General features: G+C 66.1%; 24 protein-coding genes. 11 read left to right on the top strand and 13 right to left on the bottom strand.

Annotation, left to right across the window (positions count from 1 at the left end):
• The first annotated feature begins 83 nt into the window (after positions 1-83).
• On the top strand, positions 84-692 hold the full coding sequence (locus ACQPZ2_RS26385; RefSeq protein ID WP_433520905.1) for a QsdR family transcriptional regulator: 609 nt from the start codon (positions 84-86) through the stop codon (positions 690-692).
• Here ACQPZ2_RS26385 and ACQPZ2_RS26380 read toward each other — a convergent pair.
• The 3 genes from ACQPZ2_RS26380 to ACQPZ2_RS26370 are packed head-to-tail and all read right to left on the bottom strand — an operon-like array spanning position 677 to position 3,844.
• Positions 677-1,669, bottom strand: coding sequence for a 1-aminocyclopropane-1-carboxylate deaminase/D-cysteine desulfhydrase (locus tag ACQPZ2_RS26380; RefSeq protein ID WP_433520904.1), 993 nt, complete (start codon positions 1,667-1,669; stop codon positions 677-679). The two genes, ACQPZ2_RS26385 and ACQPZ2_RS26380, sit on opposite strands and share 16 nt — an antisense overlap.
• A 20-nt stretch (positions 1,670-1,689) precedes the next feature.
• Positions 1,690-2,724: a phosphotransferase family protein gene (locus ACQPZ2_RS26375; protein WP_433520903.1), complete on the bottom strand. Its 1,035-nt coding sequence runs from the start codon at positions 2,722-2,724 to the stop codon at positions 1,690-1,692.
• Between the two features lie 4 nt (positions 2,725-2,728).
• The gene (locus ACQPZ2_RS26370; protein ID WP_433520902.1) at positions 2,729-3,844 is read right to left on the bottom strand and encodes a hypothetical protein; all 1,116 of its coding nucleotides are present in this window, start codon (positions 3,842-3,844) and stop codon (positions 2,729-2,731) included.
• Positions 3,845-3,936: 92 nt separating this feature from the next.
• Between ACQPZ2_RS26370 and ACQPZ2_RS26365 the strand changes: the two genes are divergently transcribed.
• Positions 3,937-4,536 carry a TetR/AcrR family transcriptional regulator gene (locus ACQPZ2_RS26365; protein ID WP_433520901.1) on the top strand — a complete coding sequence of 200 codons (600 nt, stop codon included), beginning with the start codon at positions 3,937-3,939 and terminating at the stop codon, positions 4,534-4,536.
• A 7-nt stretch (positions 4,537-4,543) separates the two neighbouring features.
• Here ACQPZ2_RS26365 and ACQPZ2_RS26360 read toward each other — a convergent pair whose 3' ends face one another.
• On the bottom strand, positions 4,544-7,348 hold the full coding sequence (locus ACQPZ2_RS26360) for an ATP-binding protein (RefSeq protein WP_433520900.1): 2,805 nt from the start codon (positions 7,346-7,348) through the stop codon (positions 4,544-4,546).
• A gap of 112 nt (positions 7,349-7,460) precedes the next feature.
• Between ACQPZ2_RS26360 and ACQPZ2_RS26355 the strand changes: the two genes are divergently transcribed.
• Positions 7,461-8,618 (top strand): epoxide hydrolase family protein, encoded by a 1,158-nt coding sequence (locus tag ACQPZ2_RS26355; protein WP_433520899.1) that lies wholly within the window; start codon positions 7,461-7,463, stop codon positions 8,616-8,618.
• A gap of 68 nt (positions 8,619-8,686) precedes the next feature.
• Complete coding sequence (locus ACQPZ2_RS26350; protein WP_433520898.1) at positions 8,687-9,631, top strand: MerR family transcriptional regulator; 945 nt, start codon at positions 8,687-8,689, stop codon at positions 9,629-9,631.
• 74 nt (positions 9,632-9,705) lie between these two features.
• Here the strand turns inward: ACQPZ2_RS26350 and cysC are convergent, their stop codons facing one another.
• Genes cysC through ACQPZ2_RS26335 form a run of 3 tightly spaced genes read right to left on the bottom strand, consistent with a single transcriptional unit; the run spans position 9,706 to position 13,396 of the window.
• Positions 9,706-11,544, bottom strand: a complete 1,839-nt coding sequence (gene cysC, locus ACQPZ2_RS26345) for an adenylyl-sulfate kinase (protein ID WP_433520897.1) — start codon at positions 11,542-11,544, stop codon at positions 9,706-9,708.
• Entirely contained in the window at positions 11,544-12,476 is a 933-nt protein-coding gene (gene cysD, locus ACQPZ2_RS26340) for a sulfate adenylyltransferase subunit CysD (protein WP_433520896.1), read from the bottom strand. Before cysD ends, cysC begins: the two co-directional genes overlap by 1 nt.
• A 32-nt stretch (positions 12,477-12,508) precedes the next feature.
• On the bottom strand, positions 12,509-13,396 hold the full coding sequence (locus tag ACQPZ2_RS26335) for a helix-turn-helix domain-containing protein (protein WP_433520895.1): 888 nt from the start codon (positions 13,394-13,396) through the stop codon (positions 12,509-12,511).
• Between the two features lie 89 nt (positions 13,397-13,485).
• Between ACQPZ2_RS26335 and ACQPZ2_RS26330 the strand changes: the two genes are divergently transcribed.
• Genes ACQPZ2_RS26330 through ACQPZ2_RS26320 form a run of 3 tightly spaced genes read left to right on the top strand, consistent with a single transcriptional unit; the run spans position 13,486 to position 16,598 of the window.
• Complete coding sequence (locus tag ACQPZ2_RS26330) at positions 13,486-14,649, top strand: hypothetical protein (protein WP_433520894.1); 1,164 nt, start codon at positions 13,486-13,488, stop codon at positions 14,647-14,649.
• A complete protein-coding gene (locus tag ACQPZ2_RS26325) occupies positions 14,649-15,425 on the top strand; it encodes an SDR family oxidoreductase (protein WP_433520893.1) in 777 nt (258 codons plus the stop codon). Before ACQPZ2_RS26330 ends, ACQPZ2_RS26325 begins: the two co-directional genes overlap by 1 nt.
• Positions 15,426-15,434: 9 nt before the next feature.
• Complete coding sequence (locus ACQPZ2_RS26320) at positions 15,435-16,598, top strand: sulfotransferase family protein (RefSeq protein ID WP_433520892.1); 1,164 nt, start codon at positions 15,435-15,437, stop codon at positions 16,596-16,598.
• A gap of 38 nt (positions 16,599-16,636) precedes the next feature.
• Here the strand turns inward: ACQPZ2_RS26320 and ACQPZ2_RS26315 are convergent, their stop codons facing one another.
• On the bottom strand, positions 16,637-17,308 hold the full coding sequence (locus tag ACQPZ2_RS26315; protein WP_433520891.1) for a PaaI family thioesterase: 672 nt from the start codon (positions 17,306-17,308) through the stop codon (positions 16,637-16,639).
• A gap of 244 nt (positions 17,309-17,552) precedes the next feature.
• Here ACQPZ2_RS26315 and ACQPZ2_RS26310 point away from each other — a divergent pair, with 244 nt between their 5' ends.
• On the top strand, positions 17,553-18,206 hold the full coding sequence (locus ACQPZ2_RS26310; RefSeq protein WP_433520890.1) for an HAD family hydrolase: 654 nt from the start codon (positions 17,553-17,555) through the stop codon (positions 18,204-18,206).
• 30 nt (positions 18,207-18,236) lie between these two features.
• Here ACQPZ2_RS26310 and ACQPZ2_RS26305 read toward each other — a convergent pair whose 3' ends face one another.
• The gene (locus ACQPZ2_RS26305; RefSeq protein ID WP_433520889.1) at positions 18,237-18,830 is read right to left on the bottom strand and encodes a TetR/AcrR family transcriptional regulator; all 594 of its coding nucleotides are present in this window, start codon (positions 18,828-18,830) and stop codon (positions 18,237-18,239) included.
• Positions 18,831-18,851: 21 nt separating this feature from the next.
• Between ACQPZ2_RS26305 and ACQPZ2_RS26300 the strand changes: the two genes are divergently transcribed.
• Positions 18,852-19,220, top strand: coding sequence for a hypothetical protein (locus ACQPZ2_RS26300; RefSeq protein WP_433520888.1), 369 nt, complete (start codon positions 18,852-18,854; stop codon positions 19,218-19,220).
• Positions 19,217-19,705 carry a hypothetical protein gene (locus ACQPZ2_RS26295; protein ID WP_433520887.1) on the top strand — a complete coding sequence of 163 codons (489 nt, stop codon included), beginning with the start codon at positions 19,217-19,219 and terminating at the stop codon, positions 19,703-19,705. Before ACQPZ2_RS26300 ends, ACQPZ2_RS26295 begins: the two co-directional genes overlap by 4 nt.
• A 60-nt stretch (positions 19,706-19,765) precedes the next feature.
• On the opposite strand, the gene ACQPZ2_RS26290 is transcribed toward ACQPZ2_RS26295, so the two are convergent.
• The 4 genes from ACQPZ2_RS26290 to ACQPZ2_RS26275 form a co-directional block, all read right to left on the bottom strand.
• Positions 19,766-21,022, bottom strand: coding sequence for an RNA polymerase sigma factor (locus ACQPZ2_RS26290; RefSeq protein ID WP_433520886.1), 1,257 nt, complete (start codon positions 21,020-21,022; stop codon positions 19,766-19,768).
• Between the two features lie 8 nt (positions 21,023-21,030).
• On the bottom strand, positions 21,031-21,378 hold the full coding sequence (locus ACQPZ2_RS26285) for a YciI family protein (RefSeq protein ID WP_063037711.1): 348 nt from the start codon (positions 21,376-21,378) through the stop codon (positions 21,031-21,033).
• A gap of 111 nt (positions 21,379-21,489) precedes the next feature.
• Positions 21,490-22,314, bottom strand: coding sequence for an ABC transporter ATP-binding protein (locus ACQPZ2_RS26280; RefSeq protein ID WP_433520885.1), 825 nt, complete (start codon positions 22,312-22,314; stop codon positions 21,490-21,492).
• Positions 22,314-22,985, bottom strand: coding sequence for a FadR/GntR family transcriptional regulator (locus tag ACQPZ2_RS26275; RefSeq protein ID WP_433520884.1), 672 nt, complete (start codon positions 22,983-22,985; stop codon positions 22,314-22,316). The genes ACQPZ2_RS26280 and ACQPZ2_RS26275 overlap by 1 nt, the downstream gene beginning before the upstream one ends.
• A gap of 241 nt (positions 22,986-23,226) precedes the next feature.
• Between ACQPZ2_RS26275 and ACQPZ2_RS26270 the strand changes: the two genes are divergently transcribed.
• Positions 23,227-24,894 carry a 2-isopropylmalate synthase gene (locus ACQPZ2_RS26270; protein ID WP_433527531.1) on the top strand — a complete coding sequence of 556 codons (1,668 nt, stop codon included), beginning with the start codon at positions 23,227-23,229 and terminating at the stop codon, positions 24,892-24,894.
• Positions 24,895-24,902 lie beyond the last annotated feature (8 nt).

The following is a 24,902-nucleotide window of genomic DNA, read 5'->3' as shown; positions in this document are numbered from 1 at the left end:
ACTGGCCCAGACGGGCGCGGTACTCGCTCGGGTCGATTTGGTACGTTACTACGCATGTGTCGCGAATCGATCCCAGGGCTGGGATGACCACTACCTCCGGTGCCGCCCGTCCCGTCGGCCGTCCTGCCGCCGCCTCCCAGGACCAGGTGCTCGCCGCGGCCAGCGCCCAGTTCCTGGCCTGCGAGCGGGTCGATGTGCAGGCGATCGCGGCGGAACTCGGATTGTCGCGCGCGACCATCTACCGCTGGTTCGGTTCGCGCGACGGTCTGCTCGGCGCGGTCATGGTGTCGGAATTCGAGCGGATGGTCGTCGCGGCGCAGACGCGCGACGACGGCACCGGCGCGCTGCGGGTACTCGCCCTGCTGGACCGGGTGGCGCAGTGGATGACGCGCAGTGAGGCCTACCGCTATTTCATCGCGACCGAACAGGCCACCGCGGGCCGCATCATCACCACCAGCGATGGGCCGGTCCAGCCGAAGGTGGTCGGGGTGGTCGCCGAGATTCTGGATACCGCGATGGTGGAGGGTTACCAGAACCGGGTCGATACCCAGACCTTCGCCTATGCGCTGGTCCGGCTCATCGAGGCCTTCCTCTATCAGGATGCGGTGACCGGCCTGCGCGGCGATGTGGAGCGGTTGCGCGCGGTGCTGGCGGTAATCCTGGGGCTGGATCCGGATCAGCGCGGCCCGTAGGTATCGAGGAAAAGAACGGGTCCGTCGCCGAAGTCGCCGCGGGTATCCATCTCCAGGAGTCCGGCCAAAGCCTTTGCGGTGTAGACGGTTTCCAATTCCAGCCCGTTGGTCGCGGAGAGCTTCTTCGCGGCAATGGCGGCCGGGGTTTCATGGCCGTAACCGGGGCCGAGCCAGTCGCGCACCATCGTCACGTCGTCCGGGCGCAGCTCGGGAGCGGTGAATTCCGCGCCGCGTGCGCGCAGCACCATCGCGGCGCGGCTCGCCAGCCCGACAATGTGTCGCGCGTCGAGGGGGAGCGAGTCGTTGACGACGACACCGACGACACGGGTGCGTAGTCCGGCAAGCCGTAGGCCGAGGGCCAAACCCGCTGCCGTGCCACCGGATCCGACGGCGGTCACCAGATGTGTCGGTTGCGGTAGTTCGCCCGCCGCGATCTGCGCCGCCAGTTCCAATGCGACCTCGACATAGCCGAGCGCGCCGATCGGCGATGATCCGCCGACCGGCAGCAGATACGGTGGGGTGCGTCCGTGCATATGCCGCAGCAGAAGCCACGGTGCGGTCAGGACGGTGCGCAACTTGCTGTGCGTGAAATGTAGGGTGGCGCCGGAATTTTCCAGTCGTCGCAGCTGCGCGCGGACGTGGTCGTCCACCGGTTGGTCGACCAGCGCCAGCGCGGTGTCGATACCGAATTCCCGGGCGTAGAGCGCCGTGGCCAGACCCCAGTTGGTTCCGGTGCCGCCAAAGGTGAGAATGGTGCGGGCACCGCGCCGTCGGGCCTCGGGCAATAGCCACTCCAGCTTGCGGATCTTATTGCCACCCCAGCCGCCGGAGCCGTATCCGCTTTCGTCCTTGCACCACACCGTGCTGTTGGTGCCGAGGTCCAGCGGGCGGACCGGCGTCGGCGCGATACCGAGCCGGGCGAACGGCAGTGTGCTGGCCAGTTCGGGGAAGCGCTGGTGGAGCAGGGATTCGGTCATAGTCCGACCATTATCGGGGTTCAGCTCCCTTCGGTGAGCAGTTGGTCCAGGCGGGCCGCGCAGACTTGGGAGAGATCACCCATGCCGAGGTGGCTGGACATGCGCAGCAGCGGGACGGAGAGCAGGATCGCGCAGAGGATTTCGTTGAAGCGCAGGTTGCGGACCGGCCAGCCGGTGCGGGCTGCGTATCCGGCGATCGTTTCCTCGCGTGTCGGTGTGCCGGGTAGTCGCACTCGGCCCTGGAAGTCGCTGCACAACCAGTCGGTCAGCAGGAGCCAGGCCAGGTCGGCCTCGTGATCGCCGAGATAGGCGATCTCCCAATCGAGGACGCCGAGCACGGAAAGATCGTCGGCGTAGAGGACATTCGACAGGCGGCTGTCGCCCCAGCACAGCGTGACGTGCTCGGGTCGGTAGCGATGCCCACGCAGCCAGTCCAGTGACCGCTCGAAGATGGGTTCGGGGGTCGGATTCGCCCAGTGCACGGCCCAGTCCAGATAATTCACCGCCTGTTCGAGCGGTTCGGCGCCGAGACGAGGCATGCCCAGGAAGTCCATGCGCAGCGCGGTCGGATCCAGCCGGTGGACCTGAACCATGGTGTCCACACAGGACCACCAGATCCGCGCCCGCTCCTCGGGCGTCGCCTCGAAATACATCCCGGCCTCGTGATAGGTCGGGATATCGCTGGGTGTGCGGCCGCCGTCGATGCGGTCCATGACGTAGTACGGGGTGCCCAGCGGATTCGGCCCGATATCGATCCAACGCACCGTCGGAACCGGAATATCGGTTCCGGCAAGGCGTTTCATGACCAGGAACTGCCTGCGCAGGTCGTAGTCGGGGAACAGGGCGATCTCGGGCGGTCGCCGGAATACGAAACCGGCGTGTCCGTGTGCCGCATTCAGCCCTTCGACATCGAAAAGGTAGGTGTCGGAGGCGAATCCCTGGTCGGCACGCTTCCAGTTCGCGACAGTGGCTCGCTCGGCATTCGGAAGATGCTGGCGCACAAGGGGTTCTACGTGGGCGGGTAGGTCGTCCTGGGCGAGTCGGGTGGCGTTCATATTGTCACCAGCCGGTGTAGCCGTAGCGCGGGTAGCTGCCCATGCACACCATCTCCAGCAGGCCGTGCCCGATCTTGTCGCCCATTCGCACTTCGCACAGCGTCTCGCTGAGCAGGCTGATCGGCCGGACCTGATCGAGATCGGTGATATCGACGGTGAAGCCATCGCTGAACGCCGTCCCGCGCCACATGCCCGACGCATAGCCGCGGTATTCGTTGTATCCGGCGAATCCGGGCCAGAAGCGGCAGTTCGGGCGCACCTCGAGCACCGATGTGGTGTGGTCGCCGCGGTGCACGGTGAAGGTGCCGCCGGTGGCGACGCGCAGGTCCGGTTCGAAGGTCAGCTCGTGTTCGACATCGATGATCGGCGTCGAATCACGGCCGGTGGCGATCGGGTACAGCACCTCGCCTTCGAATTGCCAGCGTGCGCCGGTGCTGGTCTCGCGCTGCGCGAAATGCACCAGCTCGTCATCGAATTGGAAGATGCCCATGTAGTAGAGGACACCGTCGGGCACCTCGGTGGGCTGGAGGCCAGGACCCTCGTCGAGGCTGCCGCCGCCGGGGCCGTGCCGCACGCCCCACGAGTGATCGCGACCGAACCACCACTGGTCGGGGTCGATATCGATGCGCCTGCCATCGATCTCGATCCAGCCGGTGACCGTGCCGTTCTGGTAGTAGCGGCGCGCGTCCTCGCGTATCCGGCCGCGGGAACGGTGGAAGGCCGGTGTCTGTTCGTAGGCGGGGAAGGTGCCGTGGAAGTCGAGTTGCAGGCGCAGGCCGTGCTCGTTGTCCGCCAGCGTGGCCCGGGTGCCGAGCAGCGGCTCGGTCACCTCGTAGGTGTACGGGCCGACGTTCCATGCGCCGAGCGTCGTCGCGCGGTGGCTGTATTCGGTCGACAGCCGCACCACCTTCGCGTGCTTGCCGCCGACGGTCACCATGGCGTACGCGTCCATGACATTGCGGTTGGGGTAGCGGGCGAGACCGGTCATCACGCTGATCTCGCCGGATTTGTCGAAGCCGTACATCACCACGCGTTCGGTCCAGCGCAGATCACTCTGGCCGACGTGATCGAACGTCGTCGCGAGTTGGTGGGACAGCATTTCGTCTTCGGGTACAAGCATCCGGGCTCCTTCGCAGGTACACCGGCGAATATATTACGTTGCACACCGCAACGTAATAGTTTCGGTGAAATCGCCCGGGTACGCTCCGCGATATGACGTCGACCGATTCCGCGAACCCGAGGTCGGCCGGTCGGCCGCGTGACGCGCAGATCGATCGGGCCGTACTCGATGCGACCCGTGCATTGCTCGCCGAGGTCGGATACCAGGACACCTCGATCGCCGCGGTGGCCCGCCGCGCCAATGTCGGGACCGCGCCCATCTACCGGCGCTGGCCAGGTAAAGAGGCGCTGATCGAGGACGCGGTCTTCGGCTCGGAAAATCTCTGGCTGCCCGCCGAAACCGAGGATCTACACACCGACCTGATCGAGTGGGTGCGCGTCTTCCTGGCCCGCATCGCGGAACCGTCCGCACGCGCCGCGATTCCGGGCCTCATCTCGGCCTACCACCGCGAACCTGACCGCTACCGAGCCCTGCACGAGCGCGCCGACATCCCCGCCCGTCAGGCATTCACGGCTCGAATCCGTTCGGCCATACCGGCCGACGGCGACGGAACCGCAACGGCCGACCTGGTTTTCGAGATTTTGATCGCAAGAACGTTGATGCGCGGACTCACCTTCGGTATGGACGATGCCGAAACCTTCTGCGCTCGAACGGCGGACGCGTTGCTGAGCCTGATCCGCACGGCCACCTGAAATCGCTTCAGACGAGGCCGTGTTCGCGGGCCACGGCGGCGGCTTCGGTCCGCGTCGCGGCACCGAGTTTGGTGAGGATGCGCGATACGTGCACGCCCGCGGTATTGCCGCTGATGAACAGCTCGGCGGCGATCCGGCGATTGCTCAAACCCTGTGCGACCAGGTGTAATACGTCGATCTCGCGTGGCGTCAGACCGAAGGTGCGCGGCGGTTCGTTCGCCGGTTCCGGCCGCGCCGCCCGGAGTGCCACCCCGGCGCGCTCGGCCATCTGCTCGACCGCATCGGCCAATGGTGTCGCACCCGAATCCGCGGCGAGTTCGGCGGCTTCGAGCAGGGGTTCTCGGGCGGCGGCGCGATTGCCGGCCGCCAGTTCGGCTTCGGCGGCGCTGAGCAGGCTGCGAGCCAGGTCGTAGCGTTGATCGATGGCGCGCCACGCGGCTACCGCCCTGTGCCAGGCGGCCGGATCGCCGTCCCTGGTGGCGGTGAAGACGGCGCGGTAGGCGGTGTCGACCGCGGTGGTCACCGGTAATCGGTCGGCGATGGACGCGAGATCAGCGATCCGGGCGGCGGTCGCGACCAATGGCCACACCTCATGGTGGTGCGTGGTGAGGTCATCGGCCGCGAGCGTCTCGGCGACGAGCTCGCGCGCACGCCGGGACTGTCCGTCCGCGATCGCGATATCGGTTCGCACCGTACGCAATTGGAGCTGGTACTGGCGCGCCCACGGCCCGTCGCGCAATAGTTCCGCAGCGGCATCGGCACTGCTCGTCGCCGCGGCCGAAGAGCCCTGTGCCAGTGCGATTCTCGCGTGACAGAGCAGCAGTGCGGCCTTGCTCAGCGGCGGCAGCTGTTCGGTGAGCGATTCGTCGATGAGGCCGAGCGCCTCCGGCCAGCGTCCGAGCGCGGCCAATGCCTGGGCCCATTTCACCAACAGGATGGGTCCGGCATCGGCGAAACGGAAGGTTTCGTGGGCGGCCCGCAATCCCTGTTGGATGGCCTCGATGGCCGCTTGGTATTCGCCCGCCGCGACCAGCGCCGCCGACTCCCACAGCACCACGGTCAACAATGTCCGCGGATCGTTCGCCGCGGCATGCGCCTGTTCGAAATATGCGACGGCGGAACCGTTTCCGGCGACCGCCGCCAGCCCCTGATAGGCGTAGCCGCGCGCGGCGAGCGCTGGTGCGCCGGTCTGCCCGGCGACTTCCACCGCGGCGCGGGCGTCGCGCGCGGCCCCGTCGGCGTCGCCGTTGAAGACACGGGATGCGGCCAGTGCTGCGAGCACCTCGCCACGCAGCACGCTCGGCGGCTCTGCGGGCAATAACTCCAGGGCACGGGTGAGATCATCGATGGATCCGGCGCTGCTCTGGTTCTCCAGACCTGCCCGGTAATAGTGCAGGCGTGCGGCCCGCTCCGGCGCGGCCGACGCATCCAGCAATTCCAGCGCCTCGTCGGCCGCCGTGACACCGCGCTCGACGATGCCGCCGTGAAAGCATGCCTCGATAATGCGTTCCAGCACGGTGAGCCGATCGGCCTCGAGCAGCGCCGCCGCGTCGGGCACTCGACCCCACAGTTCCAGCACGCGATCCAGCTGCCGTACGCGTTCGCTCTGTGCCCCTTCGGATTCCGTGGCGGCACCCCAGGAAGCCACGAGTGCGCGGGATAGATCGCCTGCGGCGTATGCGTGGTAGGCCAGCTCGCCCATCCGCTCACCGGCCTGCAGCGCGTCCTCGGCGAGCAGCACCTGAGAAAGCCTGGTGTGCAAGCGTTTGCGCTCGATCGGCAGCATATCGTCGTACACGGCATCGCGAATCAGGCTGTGCCGGAACTCGTAGCCGGTGTCGGTGGCGAGCAGCAACCGCTGGTCGGTCAGCTGACGCAGCGCGAGGTGCAGCGCATCATCGGGCAGGTCCGTCGCGGATTCCAGTAACCTGGCCCGCACCGGCGAACCCGCGGTGGCCGCGAGTCGCAGTAGCGCCCTGGCATCCTCGGGCAGTCCGGCCTGATAGCCGAGCAGCAGCTCGGACAGGTCCGCGGGTACGCGGTCGGGATCCTCCTGCACCGCTCGCCCCAGCGCCTCGACAAAAAGTGGAATCCCCTTGCTGCGCTGGAAGACCCGGGTGGCCAACCCGGGCTCGGGTTCGCGATTGAGCACCGCGGCGAGTTGACGCCCGACCTCGTGTTTGGTCAGCGGCTCGGGATTCAGCACGCGCACACCGGGATCGCGTCGCAGCCCGGTGACGAGTCGACGCAGCGGCTCCGAATCGGTGGGCCGGTAGGTGCCGATCAGCAGCAGATCGCGCTGGGTGAGATTCGCGATGAGGAAGGCCATCAGGTCGCGGCTCGAATCATCGGCCCAGTGCAGGTCCTCGAGGACGAGCACCAGCGGATGCGAGATCGCCAATTGTTCGAATACCGTGAGGATCTCGCCGAACAACCGGATCCGATCCGATTCGGGCTCGGCCGCGCCGGTGCGCATCGCCAGCTCGGGCAGCCAGCGTGAGAGAGCGGGGCGTGCGACCGGAAGTAGTGCGGTCAGCGCGTCGACGCCGATCCGCCGCACCAGAGCGCGCATGATCGTGACGAACGGCGCGAACGGCACCCCGCTCGCCCCGAACTCGGGACACCGACCGGTCAGTACCAGCACATCCGAGCCGAGCCGCGAGGTGAACTCGCCGACGAGCCGAGATTTCCCGATGCCTGGTTCACCGGCGATCAGCACCGTATGCACCGACTCGTCCTGATACGCACGCTCCAGTGCGGAGACCTCGGCTGCTCGCCCGACAAAGGCACCGTGCCCGGGAACGATCGACACCACGCGATCATGCCCTGGATCAGGGGTTCGATGCCAGCTAAAGAGCGTCGGCCCCGAAGATAACGAATTCTCGTGATTCGTCGGCACCCCTGTTACCAGCAGAGTCGATCCCATGACGAACACCGACATCCGCCCCTTCCGCATCGAGATCCCCCAGGCCGATATCGACGACCTGCGCGCGCGGCTGACCCGCACCCGCTGGATCGACGACCTGCCCGGCACCGGCTGGGAGCGCGGCGTGCCCACCGCCTACCTGCGCGCGCTCGCCGGTTACTGGGCCGAGAAGTTCGACTGGCGCGCCGTCGAGGCGGAGCTCAACGAATTCCCACAGTTCAGCACCACCATCGACGGGCAGAATATGCACTTCCTGCACGTGCGGTCCGCCGAAGCCGATGCCACCCCGCTGCTGTTGCTGCACGGCTGGCCCAGCTCGGTGATCGACTTCCTGGATCTGATCGGCCCGCTGACCGATCCGAAGGCGCACGGTCAAGCCGACGTGCCCGCCTTCCATCTGGTCATTCCGTCGCTGCCGGGCCACGGCTTCTCCGGTCCGATCATCGAGGCGGGTTGGCACGACGGCCGGGTCGGTGCGGTGCTGGCGGAGCTGATGGCTCGCCTCGGCTACGACCGGTACGGGGTGCACGGCGGTGACCACGGCGCGTTCCTGGCCCCGCGGCTGGCCCGGCTCGATGGCGCGCATGTGCTCGGCGTGCACGTCAATGCGCTGGTCACCTTCCCGACCGGTGACCCGGCCGATATGGCCGCGCTCACCGAGGCCGAGCAGCAGCGGCTGGCACGCATGCAGAACTTCCAGAAGGACGGCTCGGCCTATATGAACCTCAACGGCTCACGCCCGAACACCATCGCGCAGTTGCTGGCCGATTCCCCGGCCGGTCAGCTCGGCTGGATCGTCGAGAAGTACAAGGAGTGGATCGACCAATCGCACGACCTGCCGGAACAGGGCATCGACCGGGATCGGATGCTGGCGAATGTGAGCATCTATTGGTTCACCGACACCGCCCGCAGCGTGGCCAACTTCTACTACGAGCGCTTCCACGATGCCGCGATGTTCGCGCCCGCGCCGAAGGGCACCGTGCCCACCGGGGTCGCGGTCTTCAAGGACGGGGACTACGCGATCCGCCGCTTCGCGGAAAAGGCGCACAACATCATGCACTGGTCGGAGTTCTACTCCGGCGGCCATTTCCCGGCGCTCGAGGTTCCCGACCTGCTCATCGGCGATATCCGCGAGTTCTTCCGCACCATCGGCTGAGCCCGCCGGACCCGTAGCATCGCGCGGGGATTTGCGTCTCCACCAAGGGGAGACAGGAGGGTAGGGGTATGGACGGCGACACGCTCTATCCGATCGGCATGATGGCCGAACGGACCGGTCTCTCGGTCAAGACCATCCGGTTCTACGCCGATACCGGTGTCGTGCCGCCGACCACCCACAGCCCCGCCGGTTACCGGCTCTACGACGACGATGCGCTCGCCCGCCTGCAACTGGTGCGCACCCTGCGCGAACTCGGCATCGATCTGCCCGCCATCCGACAGGTGCTCGACCGCACACTGACGGTGCCCGAGGTCGCGGCCGCACATGCCGATGCGCTGGAGTTCCAGATCGGCACACTGCGGGTGCGGCGCACGGTGTTACGAGCGATAGCCGAGCGGGGCTCGACCCCCGAGGAGATGGAACTCATGCACAAACTCGTCGAACTCTCCGACGCCGAAAAGCGCCGCCTCATCACCGAATTCGTCGAAGACACCTTCGGTAGGGCCGATGCGAACCCGGACTTCGTTGATCTCATCCGTTCGGCAATGCCGGAACTGCCCGACGACCCCGAACCAGCCCAGGTGCAGGCCTGGGTGGAACTCGCCGAACTCACCCGAGATCCGGATTTCCGCGCATCGGTGCGTCGCATGGCCGAATACCAGGCCGCGCAGCGCGCCGAAGGCGATACCACCGGCCTGCACCACGAGCTGACCGAACTCGTGCGCGAACGAGTCGGCCAGGCGCTCGCAGCCGGAACGGCACCGTTGTCGGCCGCGGCCCAACCAATCGTCGACGAGCTCACCGCCGCATATGCGACGACATTCGGCCGACCCGATGACGCCGAGCTACGGAACTGGCTGCTGATCCGCCTCGACGTCGCGGGAGATCCACGCGCCGAACGCTATTGGCAACTTCTTTCGATCATCAACGGCTGGCCTGCCCCGCCGACGCTGGGACCGGTGTTCGACTGGTTGGGCGCCGCGTTGCGGGCCAATTCCTCCGCCTCGAATTGATCCCAGGCATCCGACACCGCGACCTCGAGTGCCTCAACGGTCGCGCTGCCGGACTGGCTCCCTGACCGGTCGTCTCAGTCCATATCCGCCAGCTTGGCGAGGATGGCGGCGGCCATGGCCGCCGGATCGCCATCCTCGGGCCGCAGCACAAGTTCGGCTCGGGTGGGTGCCTCGTAGGGATCGTCGATGCCGGTGAAACCGCGGATCTCACCGGCGCGGGCCTTGGCGTACATTCCCTTGGGGTCGCGGGCTTCACAGATCTCGAGTGGCGTATCCACGAAGACTTCGACGAAGGGGATGCCTGCGGCCTCGTGCACGGCGCGGACCTTATTGCGATCGGCGGCGTAGGGACTGATCAGGGAAACCACCGCGACCACACCGGCTTCGGCGAACAGCCGCGCGACTTCGCCCACGCGGCGGATATTCTCGACGCGGTCGGCGGCGCCGAACCCGAGGTCGGCATTGAGGCCGTGGCGCAGATTGTCACCATCGAGCAGGAAGGCCGGGCGGTCCACCGCGACCAGACGGCGCTCCAGTTCCACTGCGACAGAAGACTTTCCGGAGCCGGACAGCCCGGTCAGCCAGACGGTCATGCCTGCGGTCGGGCGCTCGTCGCGGCCGACCGCGGTCGAATGCCAGACGACACGAGAGGAGGGCAGGGTCGGTCCGGTGATCATGCCCGCGGCGACGGTGTTGTTGGTGGTGTCGTCGACGAGGATGAAGCTGCCGGTGGTGCGGTTGCGGCGGTACGGATCGAACAGCAGGGGCTGGCGGGTGTGCAGCTGGATGCGTCCGATCTCGTTGAGCGACAACGAATTCGCGCTCTCGTCGCGGTGCAGGGTATTCACGTCGAGCCGGTAGTCCAGGGTGCGCACCTCGGCGGTCGCGGTGCGGGTGGTGTGCCGGATGGTATAGGTGGCGCCGGGGGTGAGTTCGGAATCCTCGGCGAACCAGCACACCATCGCGTCCAGATCGCGTCCGACATGCGGCCGGTTCGCGGGGCGGCAGATCAGATCGCCACGGGAAACGTCGAGTTGGTCGGCGAGCTGGATGGTAACGGCCTGCGGCGGAAAGGCTTCCGCGATCGGCGTCCCGCCCGGACCCCAGATCGCCTCGACCGTGGTGGTGAATCCCGAAGGCAGCACGGCGACTTCGTCGCCCGGTTTGAAGACACCACCGGAGATGGTTCCCGCATACCCACGGAAATCCTCTGCGTGCCTGCGAGTCACATACTGCACTGGGAATCGCGCATCGATGAGATTGCGGTCGGAGGCGATATGCACCTCCTCGAGGTGATGCAGCAGGGGCGAGCCCTCGTACCACGGCATGCTGGCACCACGGTGCACGATATTGTCACCGTGCAGCGCCGACATCGGGATGAAGGACAGATCGGCGACATCGAGTTTCGTGGCGAAGCCGACGAATTCCTCCCGGATCTCCTCGAACCGGTCCTGCGACCATCCGGCCAGATCCATCTTGTTCACACACAGCACCAGGTGCGGGATGCCGAGCAGGCTGGCCAGGAAGGCATGCCGCCGCGTCTGTTCCACGATGCCCTTGCGTGCGTCCACCAGGATCAGCGCGAGATCGGCGGTGGAGGCGCCGGTGACCATATTGCGGGTGTACTGGATATGGCCCGGGGTGTCGGCGATGATGAATTTGCGCCGGGGGGTAGCGAAGTAACGGTGCGCCACATCGATGGTGATGCCCTGTTCGCGTTCGGCGCGCAAGCCGTCGGTGAGCAGTGCCAGATCCGGATAATCGTCACCGCGCGCCTTGCTGGTCCGCTCTACCGCGGCGAGCTGATCGGTGAAGATCGTCTTGGAGTCGAACAGCAGACGGCCGATCAGCGTCGACTTACCGTCGTCGACGCTGCCCGCGGTGGCCAGGCGCAACAGGGTGGTGGTCGTCATCAGAAGTAGCCTTCCCGCTTGCGGTCTTCCATGCCTGCCTCGGAAATACGGTCGTCGGCGCGGGTGGCGCCGCGCTCGGTGATGCGGGTGGCGGCGACTTCGGCGACCACGTCCGCGGGGGTCGCCGCGGTCGATTCGACGCATCCTGTGCAGGTCGCGTCGCCCACCGTCCGGAATCGCACCGTACTGTCATAAGGCTGCTCGCCGTCGAGCAGGGTGAGAAACCGCGTGTGCGCCAACAACATTCCGTCGCGCTGCACCACCTTCCTGCGGTGCGCGTAGTACAGCGGCGGCAGTTCGATGTCCTCGGCGGCGATGTAATGCCAGATATCGAGCTCGGTCCAATTGGACAGCGGGAACACCCGGATGTGTTCGCCCTTGCTGTGCCTGCCGTTGTAGAGATTCCACAGCTCCGGTCGCTGATTGCGCGGATCCCACTGCCCGTATTCGTCCCGGAAGCTGAATACGCGCTCCTTGGCGCGCGCCTTCTCCTCGTCGCGGCGCGCGCCGCCGAATACCGCGTCATATCCGCCCTCGCGGATCGAACGCAGCAAAGTGGCTGTCTGCAAACGGTTTCGGGAGGCGCGTGGTCCGCTCTCCTCCTTCACCCGGCCCGCGTCGATGTCGTCCTGCACGCTGCCGACCACCAGTCGCAGTCCGAGCCGCTCGACCGTGCGGTCGCGGTATTCGATGACCTCGTCGAAATTGTGTCCGGTATCGATATGCAGCACCGGGAACGGCAGCGGTGCCGGCCAGAAGGCCTTGGCCGCGAGGTGCAGCATGACCACCGAATCCTTGCCGCCGGAGAACAGCAGCACCGGCCGTTCGAAGGTGGCGGCGACTTCCCGGAATATATGTGCCGACTCGGCCTCGAGCGCGTCCAGATGAGGCAGCTCGTAGGTGCTCGCCGTCGACTTCACGTACTGGCTCACGCCCCAAAACTAGAACACGTTTCGGTCATTGGTCAATGGTTCGAATCCGGCTTGTGACCCCCGGATTCGGCGGTCACCCGATCCGCGGCCGCCACGAGTGCGGTTCCGCGACGGTCGATCTCGGCGCCGGTGATGGAGGTTCCGACGTACATGGTCAGCACCATGTTCTGCCTGCCGTCGCCGCCGTAGGTGGGCGCCGCGAGCAGGCTGACCGGATGTTCCTTGCGCGGGCGCAGATCGGTGCCGAGATAGACCCGCTCCCCGAGGCTGGTCACCAGTTCGCCGACGAGTTCGCGCACCTCATTGGGCAGGTCGCTGGCCGCGACCCCGGCCAGCAAAGCGTACAGCCGCCGCCCGGCCGCGGTCAGGCTTTCGACCAGGTAGCCGCGCTCGCGGCACTCCGCGACGATCCGGCGCAGCCGGGCCTCGTCCTGGCGCAGCGGCACCGTCGGCGGCTTGCGCAACCAGGCGTCGAAGGCCGCGTCGGTATCCCAGAGCACGTACATCAGACCCACCGGCGGTGCGAAATGGTAGGCCGCACCCACCTTGACCAGGCCCGGACCGGTGCTCTCCAGCACCATGATCTGCTCGCCGACCACGGCCGATGCGGTACAGGTCGTGCGGTACAGCGCGGTGAGTTTCTCCAGCTCGGCGCGCGCGATGGAGGCGATGGCGAAGCTGTCCTGAGCCACCCGGCCCGCAGCGATCAGCGCAGGTCCGAGACCGTAGGTGCGGGTGTTCGGATCGCGCATGAGATAGCCGCCCGCGGTCAGTTCGGTGAGGATGCCCAGGCAGGTCGGTTTGGCCAGGTCGAGCTCGCGGGCCAGTTCGGAGAGTCCGAAGCGTTTGCCGCGCCGCTCGACGAAGAAATCCAGCACTTGGACAACCCGTGCGGTCGGGGCGGATCTGCGGGCAACCATGGACAACTCCTAGAACAGGTTCTAATCTTGCTTGTATCGAAATGTACCAGAGCGGTACATATTTGGAACAGCTACTTCGGAGAAGCCTCTTGCTGACACAGCCGTTCGCGGAAGCCATCGCCGCCGCCGAGGAAATCATCACCGGCGCACCGCATATTCGAACCGAACAGGACCTCGTCGAGGGCTACGACTACCTCGCGGGCAGTATTCGCGCCTCCATCCAGATGGCGTGGGCCTTCGAGCGGGACTTTCCGTTCTTCGTCATGTCCACCGGCCCGTATACGAAGATGGGTCTGGACAACCCGGACACCCTCTACTTCCATTCGTATCTGCGCCCCGACGCCGAGTATGTGGTGACCGGAACCCGCGGTACCACTCGTGACCTCAGCTTCCAGGTGCTCAACGGCAACTACTCGCCGGTGGATGTGCCCGACAGCGAGACCGCCTTCGACGCTCGCGCCCTCGATATCGCGGCCGACGGGTCCTACGAGCTCCGTCTCGGACCCGGCGAGGCGCGCCGCGGCTATGTTCATCTCGCGCCCGACTCCGCCATGCTCGTGGTGCGTGAGGTGCACAGCGACTGGGCCACCGAGAAGTCCGGCACGATCCGTATCCAGCGGGTGGACCGGATCGGCGACGCACCGCCGCCGCCGACCAGGGACCTGATGAGCAAGCGGTACGACATCGCCGGGAAAATGCTGGTCTCGCGGCTGAATACCTTCCTGGCGTTCCCGAAGTGGTTCTATCTCAACCTGCCGGTCAACACGATGACCGAACCGCGCTCCACTCCGGGCGGGCTCACCACCCAGTTCTCCTCCGTCGGCCATTACGAACTCGACGACGATCAAGCGATGATCCTCACCGTGCCGAAATCGGATGCGCCGTACCAGGGTTTCCAACTCGGCAGCATGTGGTACCTGTCGCTGGACTACATCAACCACCAGACCAGCCTTACCGCCGATCAGGCGCGCGTGGATCCGGACGGGATGATCCGGCTGGTCATCAGCGAGCGCGACCCCGGACTGACCAACTGGATCGAGCGCACCGGGCATGCGCGCGGGTACCTGCAGTTCCGCTGGCAACAGCTGTCGCGGGATCTGAAGCCCGAGGACGGGCCGAGGGTGGAGGTGGTATCGGTCGCCGAATTGCCCGAGCGGCTGCCGTACTACCAGGAAGCTCGGGTCACGCCCGAGGAATGGCGGGAGCGGATCGCGGCGCGTCAGGTTGCCGTGGCGGAAAGGATGCTCGGCTGATGTTGTTGCAGGACAAGGTGGTTGTCGTCTCCGGAGTCGGTCCGGGGCTCGGCCGGGCCATCGCGGTGCAGAGTGCGTGCGCGGGCGCCGATGTGGTGCTGGCCTCGCGGACCGAATCGCGGCTGACCGAGGTGGCCAAGGAGATCGCCGAACTCGGCAGGCGCGCGGTGGTAGTGCCGACCGATATCAATGATGAAGCGGCCGTGACGAATCTGGTCGAGACGGCACAGAGCGCCTTCGGCCATGTCGACACCCTGGTGAACAATGCCTTCGCGATTCCGCCGATCACCGATCTGGCCGATGTCGATCTCGATGATGTGCGCGCCGGGTTCGAGACGAATGTGCTTGCCGCACTGCGGTTGACGCGCCTGTTCGTGCCCGCGTTGACCGAGTCCAAGGGCTCGGTGGTCATGATCAATTCGGCGGTGCTGCGACACTCGCGGCGCACCTTCGGGCCGTACAAGATGGCCAAGGCGAGCCTGCTGGCGCTGGCACAAAGTCTGGCCACCGAACTCGGACCCAAGGGCATCCGGGTGAATACCATTGCGCCCGGCTATATCTGGGCCGACAACCTGAAGTGGTACTTCAACTATCAGGCCAAGCAGCGCGGGATCACCCCCGAAGAGGTGTACGCCGAAACGGCCGAGACCATCGATCTGCGCAAGCTGCCCGAACCCGATGAGATCGCCGACGCCGTGGTCTTCTTCGCCTCGCATCTGGCGCGGGCGATCACCGGCGCGTGCCTGGATGTCAACGGCGGCGAATACCACCACTAGGAGATGACTGTGATCGGCAGAGACGACGTCGGCACGATCGACGATCTGCACGCCTCGGCGACCAAGGTCGTCGGATTGACCGATTTCGGCGACGACGGCTACCGCGAGGGGCTGGCAGTGCTGCTCGAGTCCTATGCCGAGGAAGCCGAGCTGACGCCCTTCGGCAATAAGGTCAATCGGGCCTTCCTGCGCGGTGCGCTGATCGCCCGGTTGCTGAGTGAGGCTGCGTGGCAACGCTTTCCGGAACATGCCGAGGTCGCGATCGAGCGCCCGATCTTCGTGACCGGGCTACCACGTTCGGGCACCACGGCGGTGCACCGGCTGCTCAATGCGGATCCGGCGCATCAGGGCCTGGAAATGTGGCTCACCGAGATGCCGCAGCCCCGGCCGCCGCACGAGACCTGGGCGGACAATCCGGTGTATCAGCGGATCGAGGCGGCATTCGAGCAGCATCATGTGGAGCATCCGGAATTCATGGGCGTGCACCATATTTCGGCGGACCAGGTGGAGGAGTGCTGGCAGCTGCTGCGGCAGTCGCTGATGTCGGTGTCCTACGAATGCCTCGGCTATCTGCCCGGCTATTCCGAGTGGTTGCGCGAACAGGATTGGACCGATGCCTATCGCAGGCATCGGCGCAACCTGCAGTTGATCGGTATGCCCGATGCCGACCGGCGGTGGGTATTGAAGAACCCGAGCCATCTGTTCGCGCTGGATGCGATCTTCGAGGTGTACCCGGATGCGCTGGTGATCCAGATGCACCGGGATCCGCGCACCATCATCGCCTCGGTGTGCAGTCTGAACGAGCAGGCCTCGGCGGGGTGGTCGGAGAAGTTCCGCGGCCCGGTCGTCGGTGCCGCGCAGTTGGATCTGTGGGCCAGGGGAGCGGATAAGTTCCTCGCGGATCGCAAGCGGCACAATGCCGCTCAGTTCTGCGATGTGTATTACGACGATTTCGTCGCCGACCCGATCGGCACCGTCGGATCGATCTATCGGCACTTCGATATCGAGCTGAGCTCAGCGGCCGAAGCGGCGATGGCGGCACTGCATGCGGACAGCACCTCGGGCGCGGCCCGTCCCGTGCATCGCTACACGCTCGAGGACTTCGGCCTCACTGCGGATCAGGTCGACGACCGCTTCGCCGAATACCGCAACAAACACTTCCCGACGAGCTAGGTGCACCCGAGATCAGGTGTCATCACCTGATCTCGGTCTCACTGCTGACCTGGTTTGAGCACGATGAACAGCCCCTGTGCTTCGGCGCAGAGGCGTTCGCCGTCATGCAGGGTGGCCCGGACGTAGACCTTGCGGCCCTCCTGCCGTTCGGTCCAGGCGTGCACCCGCAGTTCGGTATCGAGCGGGGTGATGGAGCGGTAGTCGACGGTCAGGGATGCGGTGCGGGTCACCTCGCCCGCGTGCATTGCCGCGGCCATGCCGAGCAGATCGTCGAAAGCGACCGCGACCTGTCCGCCGTGGGCGGCCTTATTGCCGCCGAGGTGGAAGGTGCGGAAGGTGATGCGGGCTTCGACGCCGTCCCGGCTCGCCTTGTCGACGACGAACGGTGGGAGGGTGATATTGCCACGGGCCGGCAGGTCGGCCCGGGTCCAGGCGGGGGCGGACCATTCGTCGACGATCGCGGCGTCCAGCTTGTCGTTGAGCTGTTTGAGGACGCCGATCGTCTCCAGCGCGAGTTCATCGGTCGGACATGCCAGCCGGGCCCGATCCATCAGGCTGCGCACCTGTTCGATGAATGCGCCGTAGTGCGGGCCACCGCGCGAAATATCGAGGTCGTCCAGCTGGGCGGCGATCAGCTCCGACATCGGCCGGAACCCGCCCTCGTGGTGCTCCTCGCTCGGCAGCGAGTTGCCGACCTGCTCTTCGTTCATAAGAACACGTTATCGGTTGCCGGTCGAATGCTCGTTCGGAGGGCCGCGCGATGCGCTGGAATCAGGCGAAGCCGCCGAATGGGGCGGCGATATGGTGGTGGGATGCGAGGGCAGGGTCGGCTCGCCTAGTGTGGGTACTCGTTCCTCATCAGGTCTTCCGAAACCCCGCACCGCGGGGCGGGTCGATGGGTCGGCCATCGGGTCGTCGCCGAATGGTGTTGCCCGGCGAAAGGCTTTGTCTCATATGCACATTGCTGCTGTTGTCTTCGATATGGACGGCGTTCTGATCGACTCGGAGCCGGTGTGGGAGCAGGTGCGCCGCGCGTATGTGGCGGAGCGGGGCGGGCGCTGGCTACCTGATACGCAGCAGCGGCTGATGGGGATGAGTACGGGGGAGTGGTCGGACTATCTCAGCGGTGAACTCGGAGTCGGTGCGCCGCCGGATACCGTGGCCAACGATGTGATCGATCGCATGGCGCAGCAGTACGAGCAATCGGTGCCACTGCTACCGGGGGCGGTCGAGGCGGTGCAGCGCATCAGTGAACACTGGCCGCTCGCGGTGGCCAGTTCGTCGCCGCGAAGCCTGATCGACGTGGTGCTCGGCCGCACCGGGCTGATCGAATTCTTCGGTGTCACCTTCTCGACCGAGGAGGTCGATCGGGGCAAGCCCGCACCCGATGTGTACGTGGCGACGGCCGCCTTCATGCGGCACAAGTCCACCGAATGCGCTGCCGTCGAGGATTCGAGCAACGGACTGCGGGCGGCACATGCCGCGGGTATGCGCGTTATCGCCGCACCGCGCCCGGAATATCCACCCGCCCCGGACGCCCTCGCCCTGGCCGCCGAGGTGATCGACACCCTCGACAAACTCACCCCCGAACTCGTCGCCGGGGAGTGACCCGTAGCGGCTTTGCCAAGAGGCGTGATGTCACGGGTGGTAGGACTCGAGCAGGGCGCGGGCAGCAGCGGTGAGGTCGGCTTCGAGCCAGGTGGGGAGGGCAGAGGCCTGGGCGTGGCGGCGTAGGGCGGCGTAGGGGAGGTCGACTACGGCGCGGCTGACGGCGTCGATTTCGCGATCGCCGTCGCGGCCGAAGCGGGCGGCGGCGATGCGGCGCAGGTGGTCGATGAGCGGTGCGTTCATCCGATCGAGGCGGGCACGGAATTCCGCGTCCGGTCCGCCGTCGAGCAGATCGCTGGGGCGCAGGTTCAGCAAAAGCTTTGCGTCGTCTGGCAATTCGCGAGCGAAGTGAATGCTCGCCACGGCCATCGCGACACCGGCCTCGACCGGGTCCGGCGCGTCGGCGGCGGCCTTGACCCGGTCCTGGAAGCGTTCGAGTGCTCGCAGCCAGGCCGCGGTCAGCACACCGTTGCGGTTGCCGAAGCGGTGATAGAGCGTGCCGACGGGTGCGCCACTGGCCGCCGCGATCGCCGCGACGCTGGCGGCGCGCGGACCGTCGGTGAGCACGAGGGTGCGCGCTGCGTCGAGGATCACGTCGGTGTCGTGCTTGCGGGGAGGCGCCATGTACTAGTACGTTCCTTCTATATGGAGCGATTGCCCTACATAGATGAGCATGCCAGATCGGTGGACGCGAATCGCGATCGGGCGTGGAAAGCCTTGCTGAAAGTTGTCTGCAAGGATCCGAACGACCCGTCGAAGGCGCCGACGGGGTTCGTGCTCGACACCGCCGAGGAGCCCGCTCGGCTGGCGCTGCGGGGGCGGCACTGGTTCTCGCGTTATGCGCTGGTCTTCGAACTCGACGAGCAAGGGCCGAGCCGGACATTGGTCCGAGCGCGGAGCTGGGCCGAATTCCCCGGTCTGCACGGAAAGATCTACCGCGCGTTGGTCATCGGCACCGGCTGCCACAAGATCGTGGTGCGCGATATGCTTCGCCGAATCGCGGCCGCGGCATGATTCCGGGGTTGGTCTGGGGTGCCACCGAAGCCGAATGCGAGCTCCCCCTGCCCTGTGACGAGATGCAACCCGGTGGGGTGCAGGCGGATCGGGCCATCAGCATCGACGCGCCGACCAGTGTGGTGTACGGCTGGCTGTGCCAACTGCGGGTCGCGCCGTACAGCTACGACCTGCTCGACAACTTCGGCAGGCGCAGCCCGCGCCACCGCGATCCGGCTCTCACCGAACTCGAAGTGGGACAGCGGTTCATGTCCGCGTTCACCCTCGTCTCCTTCGTGCTGTGCCGCCATATCACCCTGACCTCCGGCAAGATCTGCGTCACCTACGCGGTACGACCCGAAGGACGCGGCACCCGTCTGACGGTCCGAGTGCATTGCGGCGCGCCATGGCTCATCGCCCGCGTGCTGGCGCTCGGCGATGTGCTCATGATGCGCAAACAGTTGCTGACGCTGAAGGAACTGGCCGAGGCCGAGGTATCCCGATAGCCGGGCCAGGCGCAGATGCCATCCGCCGCGCGTGAACGCCGGCTCGAGGCGATTACGCGGTTATTCACATCCGGCCATGCGGTCCAGTAGTAGCGCCTGTTCGGCATTGTTCCCGGTCAGCTCCGCCGCACGGGCGAATTCGGCACGCGCTTCCTCGGGTCGACCGAGCCGGTCGAGCAGGTCGCCGCGGACAGCCGGAAGCAGGTGATAGTTGTCCAATGTGCCGGTGGCGACGAGCGCGTCGACGAGTTCGAGACCCGCGGCGGGTCCGTGCACCATGCTGACCGCGACGGCTCGATTCAATTCGACGATCGGGGACGGAAAGCGTTCGGCGAGAACCGCATACAGGCCCGCGATGCGCCGCCAGTCGGTCTCCTCGGTGCTCGGCGCCATGGCATGCAGTGTGGCGATCGCGGCTTGCAGCGCATAGCGGCCCGGCCGTATCCCACGATTGCGGCTGGCCGCATGGGAGCGGCCGAGTGCGGCGAAACCACGTCGGATCAGCAGCTGATCCCACCGGGAACGCTCCTGATCCGCCAGTAGGACAACGGTTTTCGTGGGGCTCATCCGTGCGGCCGAGCGCGATGCCTGCAATTCCAGCAATGCGGCGAGCCCGTGTGTTTCCGGTTCGTCGGGCAGCAGATTCGCCAGCATCCGCGCCAAGCGCAGGGCGTCCTCGCACAATTCGACCCGGATCCAATCATCGCCCGCCGTCGCCGAATAGCCTTCGTTGAAGATCAGGTAGACGACCTCCAGTACCGAATCCAGCCGCCTGGCCAGCTCGTCGCCGTGCGGCACCGCATAGGGCACGCGCCTGGCGGCAATGGTGCGTTTGGCTCGCACAATGCGTTGAGCGACAGTCGATTCCGGTACGACGAAGGCCCGGGCGATCTCCTCGGTAGTCAATCCGCCGAGCAACCGCAGCGTCAATGCCACCCGGGCCGGTTGCGACAGCACCGGATGACAGGCCGTGAAGATCATGCGCAGCAGATCGTCTTCGATAGCCTCGGCCGCCTCGGGCTCCGGACCGGTCCGGAGTTCATGACCGACCAGTGTCAGCTTCCGCGCGAGGTTCTGATTGCGGCGCACCCGATCGATCGCTCGATGTTTCGCGGTGAGCATGAGCCAGCCGCCCGGATTCGGTGGCACACCGTCGTGCGGCCACTGCTCCAACGCGGCGACCAGCGCGTCCTGGGCGAGTTCCTCGGCGGCATCGATATCGCCGACGATCCGGGTCAGCCCGGCTATCAGGCGCGGCCACTCCATTCGCCACACGGTTTCGACGGCATCGCGGATCTGCTCGGGCGACCGGCTCATGTATCGGGTCAGCCCTCGACGACCTGGCGAATCTCGATCTCGATATCCCACTCCGGCCCGTGCACGCCCAGGAAGCGCGAGGTCCATTCGACCGCCTCCTGCTTCGTCTTCGTCTGCAGCAGGCAGTACCCGCCGACGACCTCCTTCGACTCGGTGAACGGACCATCGAGCACGGTCTGTTTGCCGCCGGTCTGGGTGATCTTCGTGGCCTCGGTGATCGAATGCAGACCGGCGGTATCCAACAGCACCCCAGCCTTGGTCATCTCCTCGATCACCTTGTTGACCTGCTCGATCAGCGCCTCGTCGGGAACCGGCGCATTCGTCGGATCGACTCGGATCAGCATCATGTGTCGCATCTGGCCATCCTCGGTTCGGTGGTCGGCTTGTCCGACCCTCACTCAACGCATCGAACGGCATCGGCTCGAATCGACATTCTCCCGGAAGATTCTTCCGGAAACCCGGATTTGTTACGCGGGCCAGGCCCGGACGGCGGCCCGCGCGGTCCAGCGCCCGTCGTCGTAGCGGACCGTCACCGGATGGTCGAAGGCCGCGCTCACGGTATCCGTCGTGACCGTTTCGGCGGCGGGACCAGCGGCAACGGTCCGGCCGTCGGCGATGAGCAGTGCGTGGGTCGTGGTGCTCGGCAGCTCCTCCAGATGATGGGTGACCAGGATCGAGGCGACCTCGGGATGAGTTTCGCCGAGTGCGTCGATGGTCTCGAGGAGTTGTTCGCGGGCCGCCACATCGAGTCCGGTCGACGGCTCGTCGAACAGCAGCAGGCGCGGCTCGGCGATGAGGGCACGTGCGATCAGGGTGCGGCCACGTTCGCCCTGCGACAGCGTCGGCCAGATCTCCTCGGCCTTGCCTTTGAGGCCGACGGTGTCGATCATGGCGTCCGCTCGGCGCAGATCTTCCGGTGTAGGCGTCCAGCGCATCGGGGTGTCGATGGTGGCGGTGATGCCGGTGAGCACGACCTCGCGGATGGTCAGCGGATACCGCAGTGGATGGCGCGGATTCACATGTCCGATCGAGTGGCGCAGTGGTGCCAGATCGACCCGGCCCATCCGTCGGCCGAGGATATCGACGGTGCCCGTGGTCGGGAAGGTGACCGCGGCGCAGAAGCCGAGCAGGGTGCTCTTGCCCGCGCCGTTGGGTCCAAGCAGCGCCCAGTGTTCGCCCGCGTGGACGGTCAGCGAGATGCCATCGATGATCTGTTTGCCTTCGCGGCGGAAGGTGACCTCGCTCAGTTGCAGCACCGGGGTTTCGGGCACGGAAGATCTCCATTCGGTCATCACGTGAATGCGTCTTTCAGAGCGGTCAGCTGCATTCGGCTGAATTCCGCTGCGGCACTGGGATTTCGATGTGCGATCGCATCGGTGAGTCGAATATGCGCGTCGTGGTCGGCGGGCTCGGAGGGGACCGGGCGGATCTCGAGCATATCGATCATGGCCACCCGTAGCCGGGGTAGAAAGCTGTCGAAGAGCTGGGTGAGCACGTCGTTGTGGGCGGCGACGATGACGGCGCGGTGGAATGCCATATCCGCATCGACATGGTCGGCGGTCGGTTCGCCGTGCGCCTCCCGCGCGGCCAGCGCGCGGCGGATCGCGCGCAGGTCGGCCGGGGTGCGGCGCTGCGCGGCCAGAGCGGCGGCCTCGGCCTCGATCGCGATGCGGGCCTCGATGACCGCGGCGACGGTGGCGCGGCGCAGCACCACATCCCAGTCCTCGGTGACATCCAGTGCGGTCACGAAGACACCCGCGCCCTGACGGCTGTCGAGCACGCCCTTACCCGCCAATTCGCGGATCGCCTCGCGCACCGTCGAGCGGCCGACGCCGAGCTGCGCGGCCAGGGTCGTTTCACCCGGAAGGCGATGTCCCAGCGGCCATTCCCCGTTGCGGATGCGGGTGAGCAGCAGTTCTGCCGCCTGCGCCGCGAGGGGATGCCGCCGTACCTGCGAGACCATCCGAACCTCTCTACTTGTCTGAGGAGTTGTGTGTAGTCTAGCAATCATGCGCACCATGCTTCTGCTTAGCCGCCACGGCGGGGCCTGACGACCGGCCGCCCGCCGTGGGGCTTCGTCGTGGCCGGTCACCGTTCTCTGTGACGGCCGCGCAGGCCAGGAAGCAGCAATCATGACCATGTTCCCCACCATTGCCACGCCCGCCGGTGCCGTCTCGGCGTGGAACAGGCAGCGGCATTCGCAGATGCCGTCGCATCGCTATCGCAGTGTCTACGATCGCGTGGAAGTACCACTCGCCGAACGCAGTTGGCCGAATGCCCGGCTCACCCACGCGCCGCTGTGGGTGCCGGTCGATCTGCGCGATGGCAACCAGGCGCTGGCCGAACCCATGGATCCGATGCGCAAGCAGCGGTTCTTCGAACTGCTGGTTGCCATGGGCTACAAGGAGATCGAGGTCGGCTACCCGTCCGCATCGCAGACCGATTTCGATTTCGTCCGGACGATCGCGCGGACAGATATTGCGCCGGAGGATGTCACGATCGTGGTATTCACCCCGGCCCGGCGCGATCTCATCGAGCGCACGGTGGAATCGGTGCGCGGTATCCGCAACGAGGTCGTCATCCACATGTACACCGCGACCGCTCCGGTATGGCGAAATGTGGTGCTGGGCAAGGACGCGGACGAACTGCGCGAGCTGATCATGTCAGGTGGCCGCGACGTCCTCGAATTCGCCGGTGAGCTGCCGAATGTGCGGTTCGAATTCTCGCCCGAGGTGTTCAACCTGACCGAACCGGATTTCGTACTCGATATCTGCGACCGCATGACGACCCTGTGGGACGCCACCACGCAGCGGCCGGTGATCCTGAATCTGCCTGCCACGGTGGAGGTTGCGACACCGAATGTGTACGCCGACCAGATCGAATACATGCACAAGAACCTGGCCCGCCGCGACAGCGTCATCCTGTCCGTGCACCCGCACAATGACCGGGGTACCGGTATCGCATGCGCGGAACTGGCCGTACTCGCCGGAGCGCAACGCGTGGAGGGCTGCGTCTTCGGCAATGGCGAACGCACCGGCAATGTCGATATCGCGACCCTGGCGCTGAACCTGCACGCACAGGGCATCGATCCGATGATCGACTTCTCCGATATCGACGAGATCCGCAGGACCGTCGAATACTGCACGCGCATGCCGGTCCACGAAAGGCATCCGTATGTAGGCGATCTCGTGCACACCGCGTTCTCCGGCACACATCAGGACGCGATCAAGAAGGGGATGGCCGAACATCGATACCGGGCGGCCGCGACCGGTATCGATGAACGCGAACTCGATTGGCATGTCCCGTATCTGCCGATCGATCCGGCCGATATCGGGCGCAGCTATGACGCGGTCATCCGGGTGAATTCCCAGTCCGGCAAGGGCGGGATCGCGTACCTGCTGGAGTCCGAATTCGGCCTGGAACTGCCGCGCCGACTGCAGATCGATTTCGCGCGACACGTGCAGGCGCGTACCGATGATACCGGTCTGGAGATCACCGCCGCCGAACTGCACGAGCTGTTCGAGGCGACATATCTGCACACCGAGACGGCGTCGGTCGAGTTGGCCGAATGGCGGACGACCGACGGATACACCGAAGTCACGCTGAACATCGGTGGTGTCGCCGAGCGCAGCGAATATCGCGACATCGGTACCATCGAGGCGCTCACCGCGGCACTGGCCCGGGTGGGTCATCCGGTCGAGGTGCTCGGATCGACCCAGCAATCGCTCGGGGCGGGCGATGACGGGAGCGCGATCACCTATCTCGAATATCGCATCGGTGCGCGGACCGGATGGGCCTGCGGACGCGGCGATTCGGCCCTGACCGCATCGCTGGCCGCGGTCATCCGAGCCGCGAACGCGATAGTCTCCTGAGGGGTACC

This window comes from Nocardia pseudovaccinii, assembly GCF_050942345.1.
In the GTDB taxonomy this organism is placed as follows: Bacteria; Actinomycetota; Actinomycetes; order Mycobacteriales; family Mycobacteriaceae; genus Nocardia; species Nocardia pseudovaccinii.
Note: the sequence above shows the minus strand (reverse complement) of the source record. Positions and strands in the feature narration are given on the sequence as shown.

Bases quoted from the DNA above. Each gene is read 5' to 3' on its own strand.
- ACQPZ2_RS26385 (WP_433520905.1), top strand. From the start codon at position 84: ATGACCACTACCTCCGGTGCCGCCCGTCCCGTCGGCCGTCCTGCCGCC.
- ACQPZ2_RS26380 (WP_433520904.1), bottom strand. From the start codon at position 1,669: ATGACCGAATCCCTGCTCCACCAGCGCTTCCCCGAACTGGCCAGCACA.
- ACQPZ2_RS26375 (WP_433520903.1), bottom strand. From the start codon at position 2,724: ATGAACGCCACCCGACTCGCCCAGGACGACCTACCCGCCCACGTAGAA.
- ACQPZ2_RS26370 (WP_433520902.1), bottom strand. From the start codon at position 3,844: ATGCTTGTACCCGAAGACGAAATGCTGTCCCACCAACTCGCGACGACG.
- ACQPZ2_RS26365 (WP_433520901.1), top strand. From the start codon at position 3,937: ATGACGTCGACCGATTCCGCGAACCCGAGGTCGGCCGGTCGGCCGCGT.
- ACQPZ2_RS26355 (WP_433520899.1), top strand. From the start codon at position 7,461: ATGACGAACACCGACATCCGCCCCTTCCGCATCGAGATCCCCCAGGCC.
- ACQPZ2_RS26350 (WP_433520898.1), top strand. From the start codon at position 8,687: ATGGACGGCGACACGCTCTATCCGATCGGCATGATGGCCGAACGGACC.
- cysC (WP_433520897.1), bottom strand. From the start codon at position 11,544: ATGACGACCACCACCCTGTTGCGCCTGGCCACCGCGGGCAGCGTCGAC.
- ACQPZ2_RS26335 (WP_433520895.1), bottom strand. From the start codon at position 13,396: ATGGTTGCCCGCAGATCCGCCCCGACCGCACGGGTTGTCCAAGTGCTG.
- ACQPZ2_RS26325 (WP_433520893.1), top strand. From the start codon at position 14,649: ATGTTGTTGCAGGACAAGGTGGTTGTCGTCTCCGGAGTCGGTCCGGGG.
- ACQPZ2_RS26315 (WP_433520891.1), bottom strand. From the start codon at position 17,308: ATGAACGAAGAGCAGGTCGGCAACTCGCTGCCGAGCGAGGAGCACCAC.
- ACQPZ2_RS26310 (WP_433520890.1), top strand. From the start codon at position 17,553: ATGCACATTGCTGCTGTTGTCTTCGATATGGACGGCGTTCTGATCGAC.
- ACQPZ2_RS26305 (WP_433520889.1), bottom strand. From the start codon at position 18,830: ATGGCGCCTCCCCGCAAGCACGACACCGACGTGATCCTCGACGCAGCG.
- ACQPZ2_RS26300 (WP_433520888.1), top strand. From the start codon at position 18,852: ATGGAGCGATTGCCCTACATAGATGAGCATGCCAGATCGGTGGACGCG.
- ACQPZ2_RS26295 (WP_433520887.1), top strand. From the start codon at position 19,217: ATGATTCCGGGGTTGGTCTGGGGTGCCACCGAAGCCGAATGCGAGCTC.
- ACQPZ2_RS26290 (WP_433520886.1), bottom strand. From the start codon at position 21,022: ATGAGCCGGTCGCCCGAGCAGATCCGCGATGCCGTCGAAACCGTGTGG.
- ACQPZ2_RS26285 (WP_063037711.1), bottom strand. From the start codon at position 21,378: ATGCGACACATGATGCTGATCCGAGTCGATCCGACGAATGCGCCGGTT.
- ACQPZ2_RS26280 (WP_433520885.1), bottom strand. From the start codon at position 22,314: ATGACCGAATGGAGATCTTCCGTGCCCGAAACCCCGGTGCTGCAACTG.
- ACQPZ2_RS26275 (WP_433520884.1), bottom strand. From the start codon at position 22,985: ATGGTCTCGCAGGTACGGCGGCATCCCCTCGCGGCGCAGGCGGCAGAA.
- ACQPZ2_RS26270 (WP_433527531.1), top strand. From the start codon at position 23,227: ATGCCGTCGCATCGCTATCGCAGTGTCTACGATCGCGTGGAAGTACCA.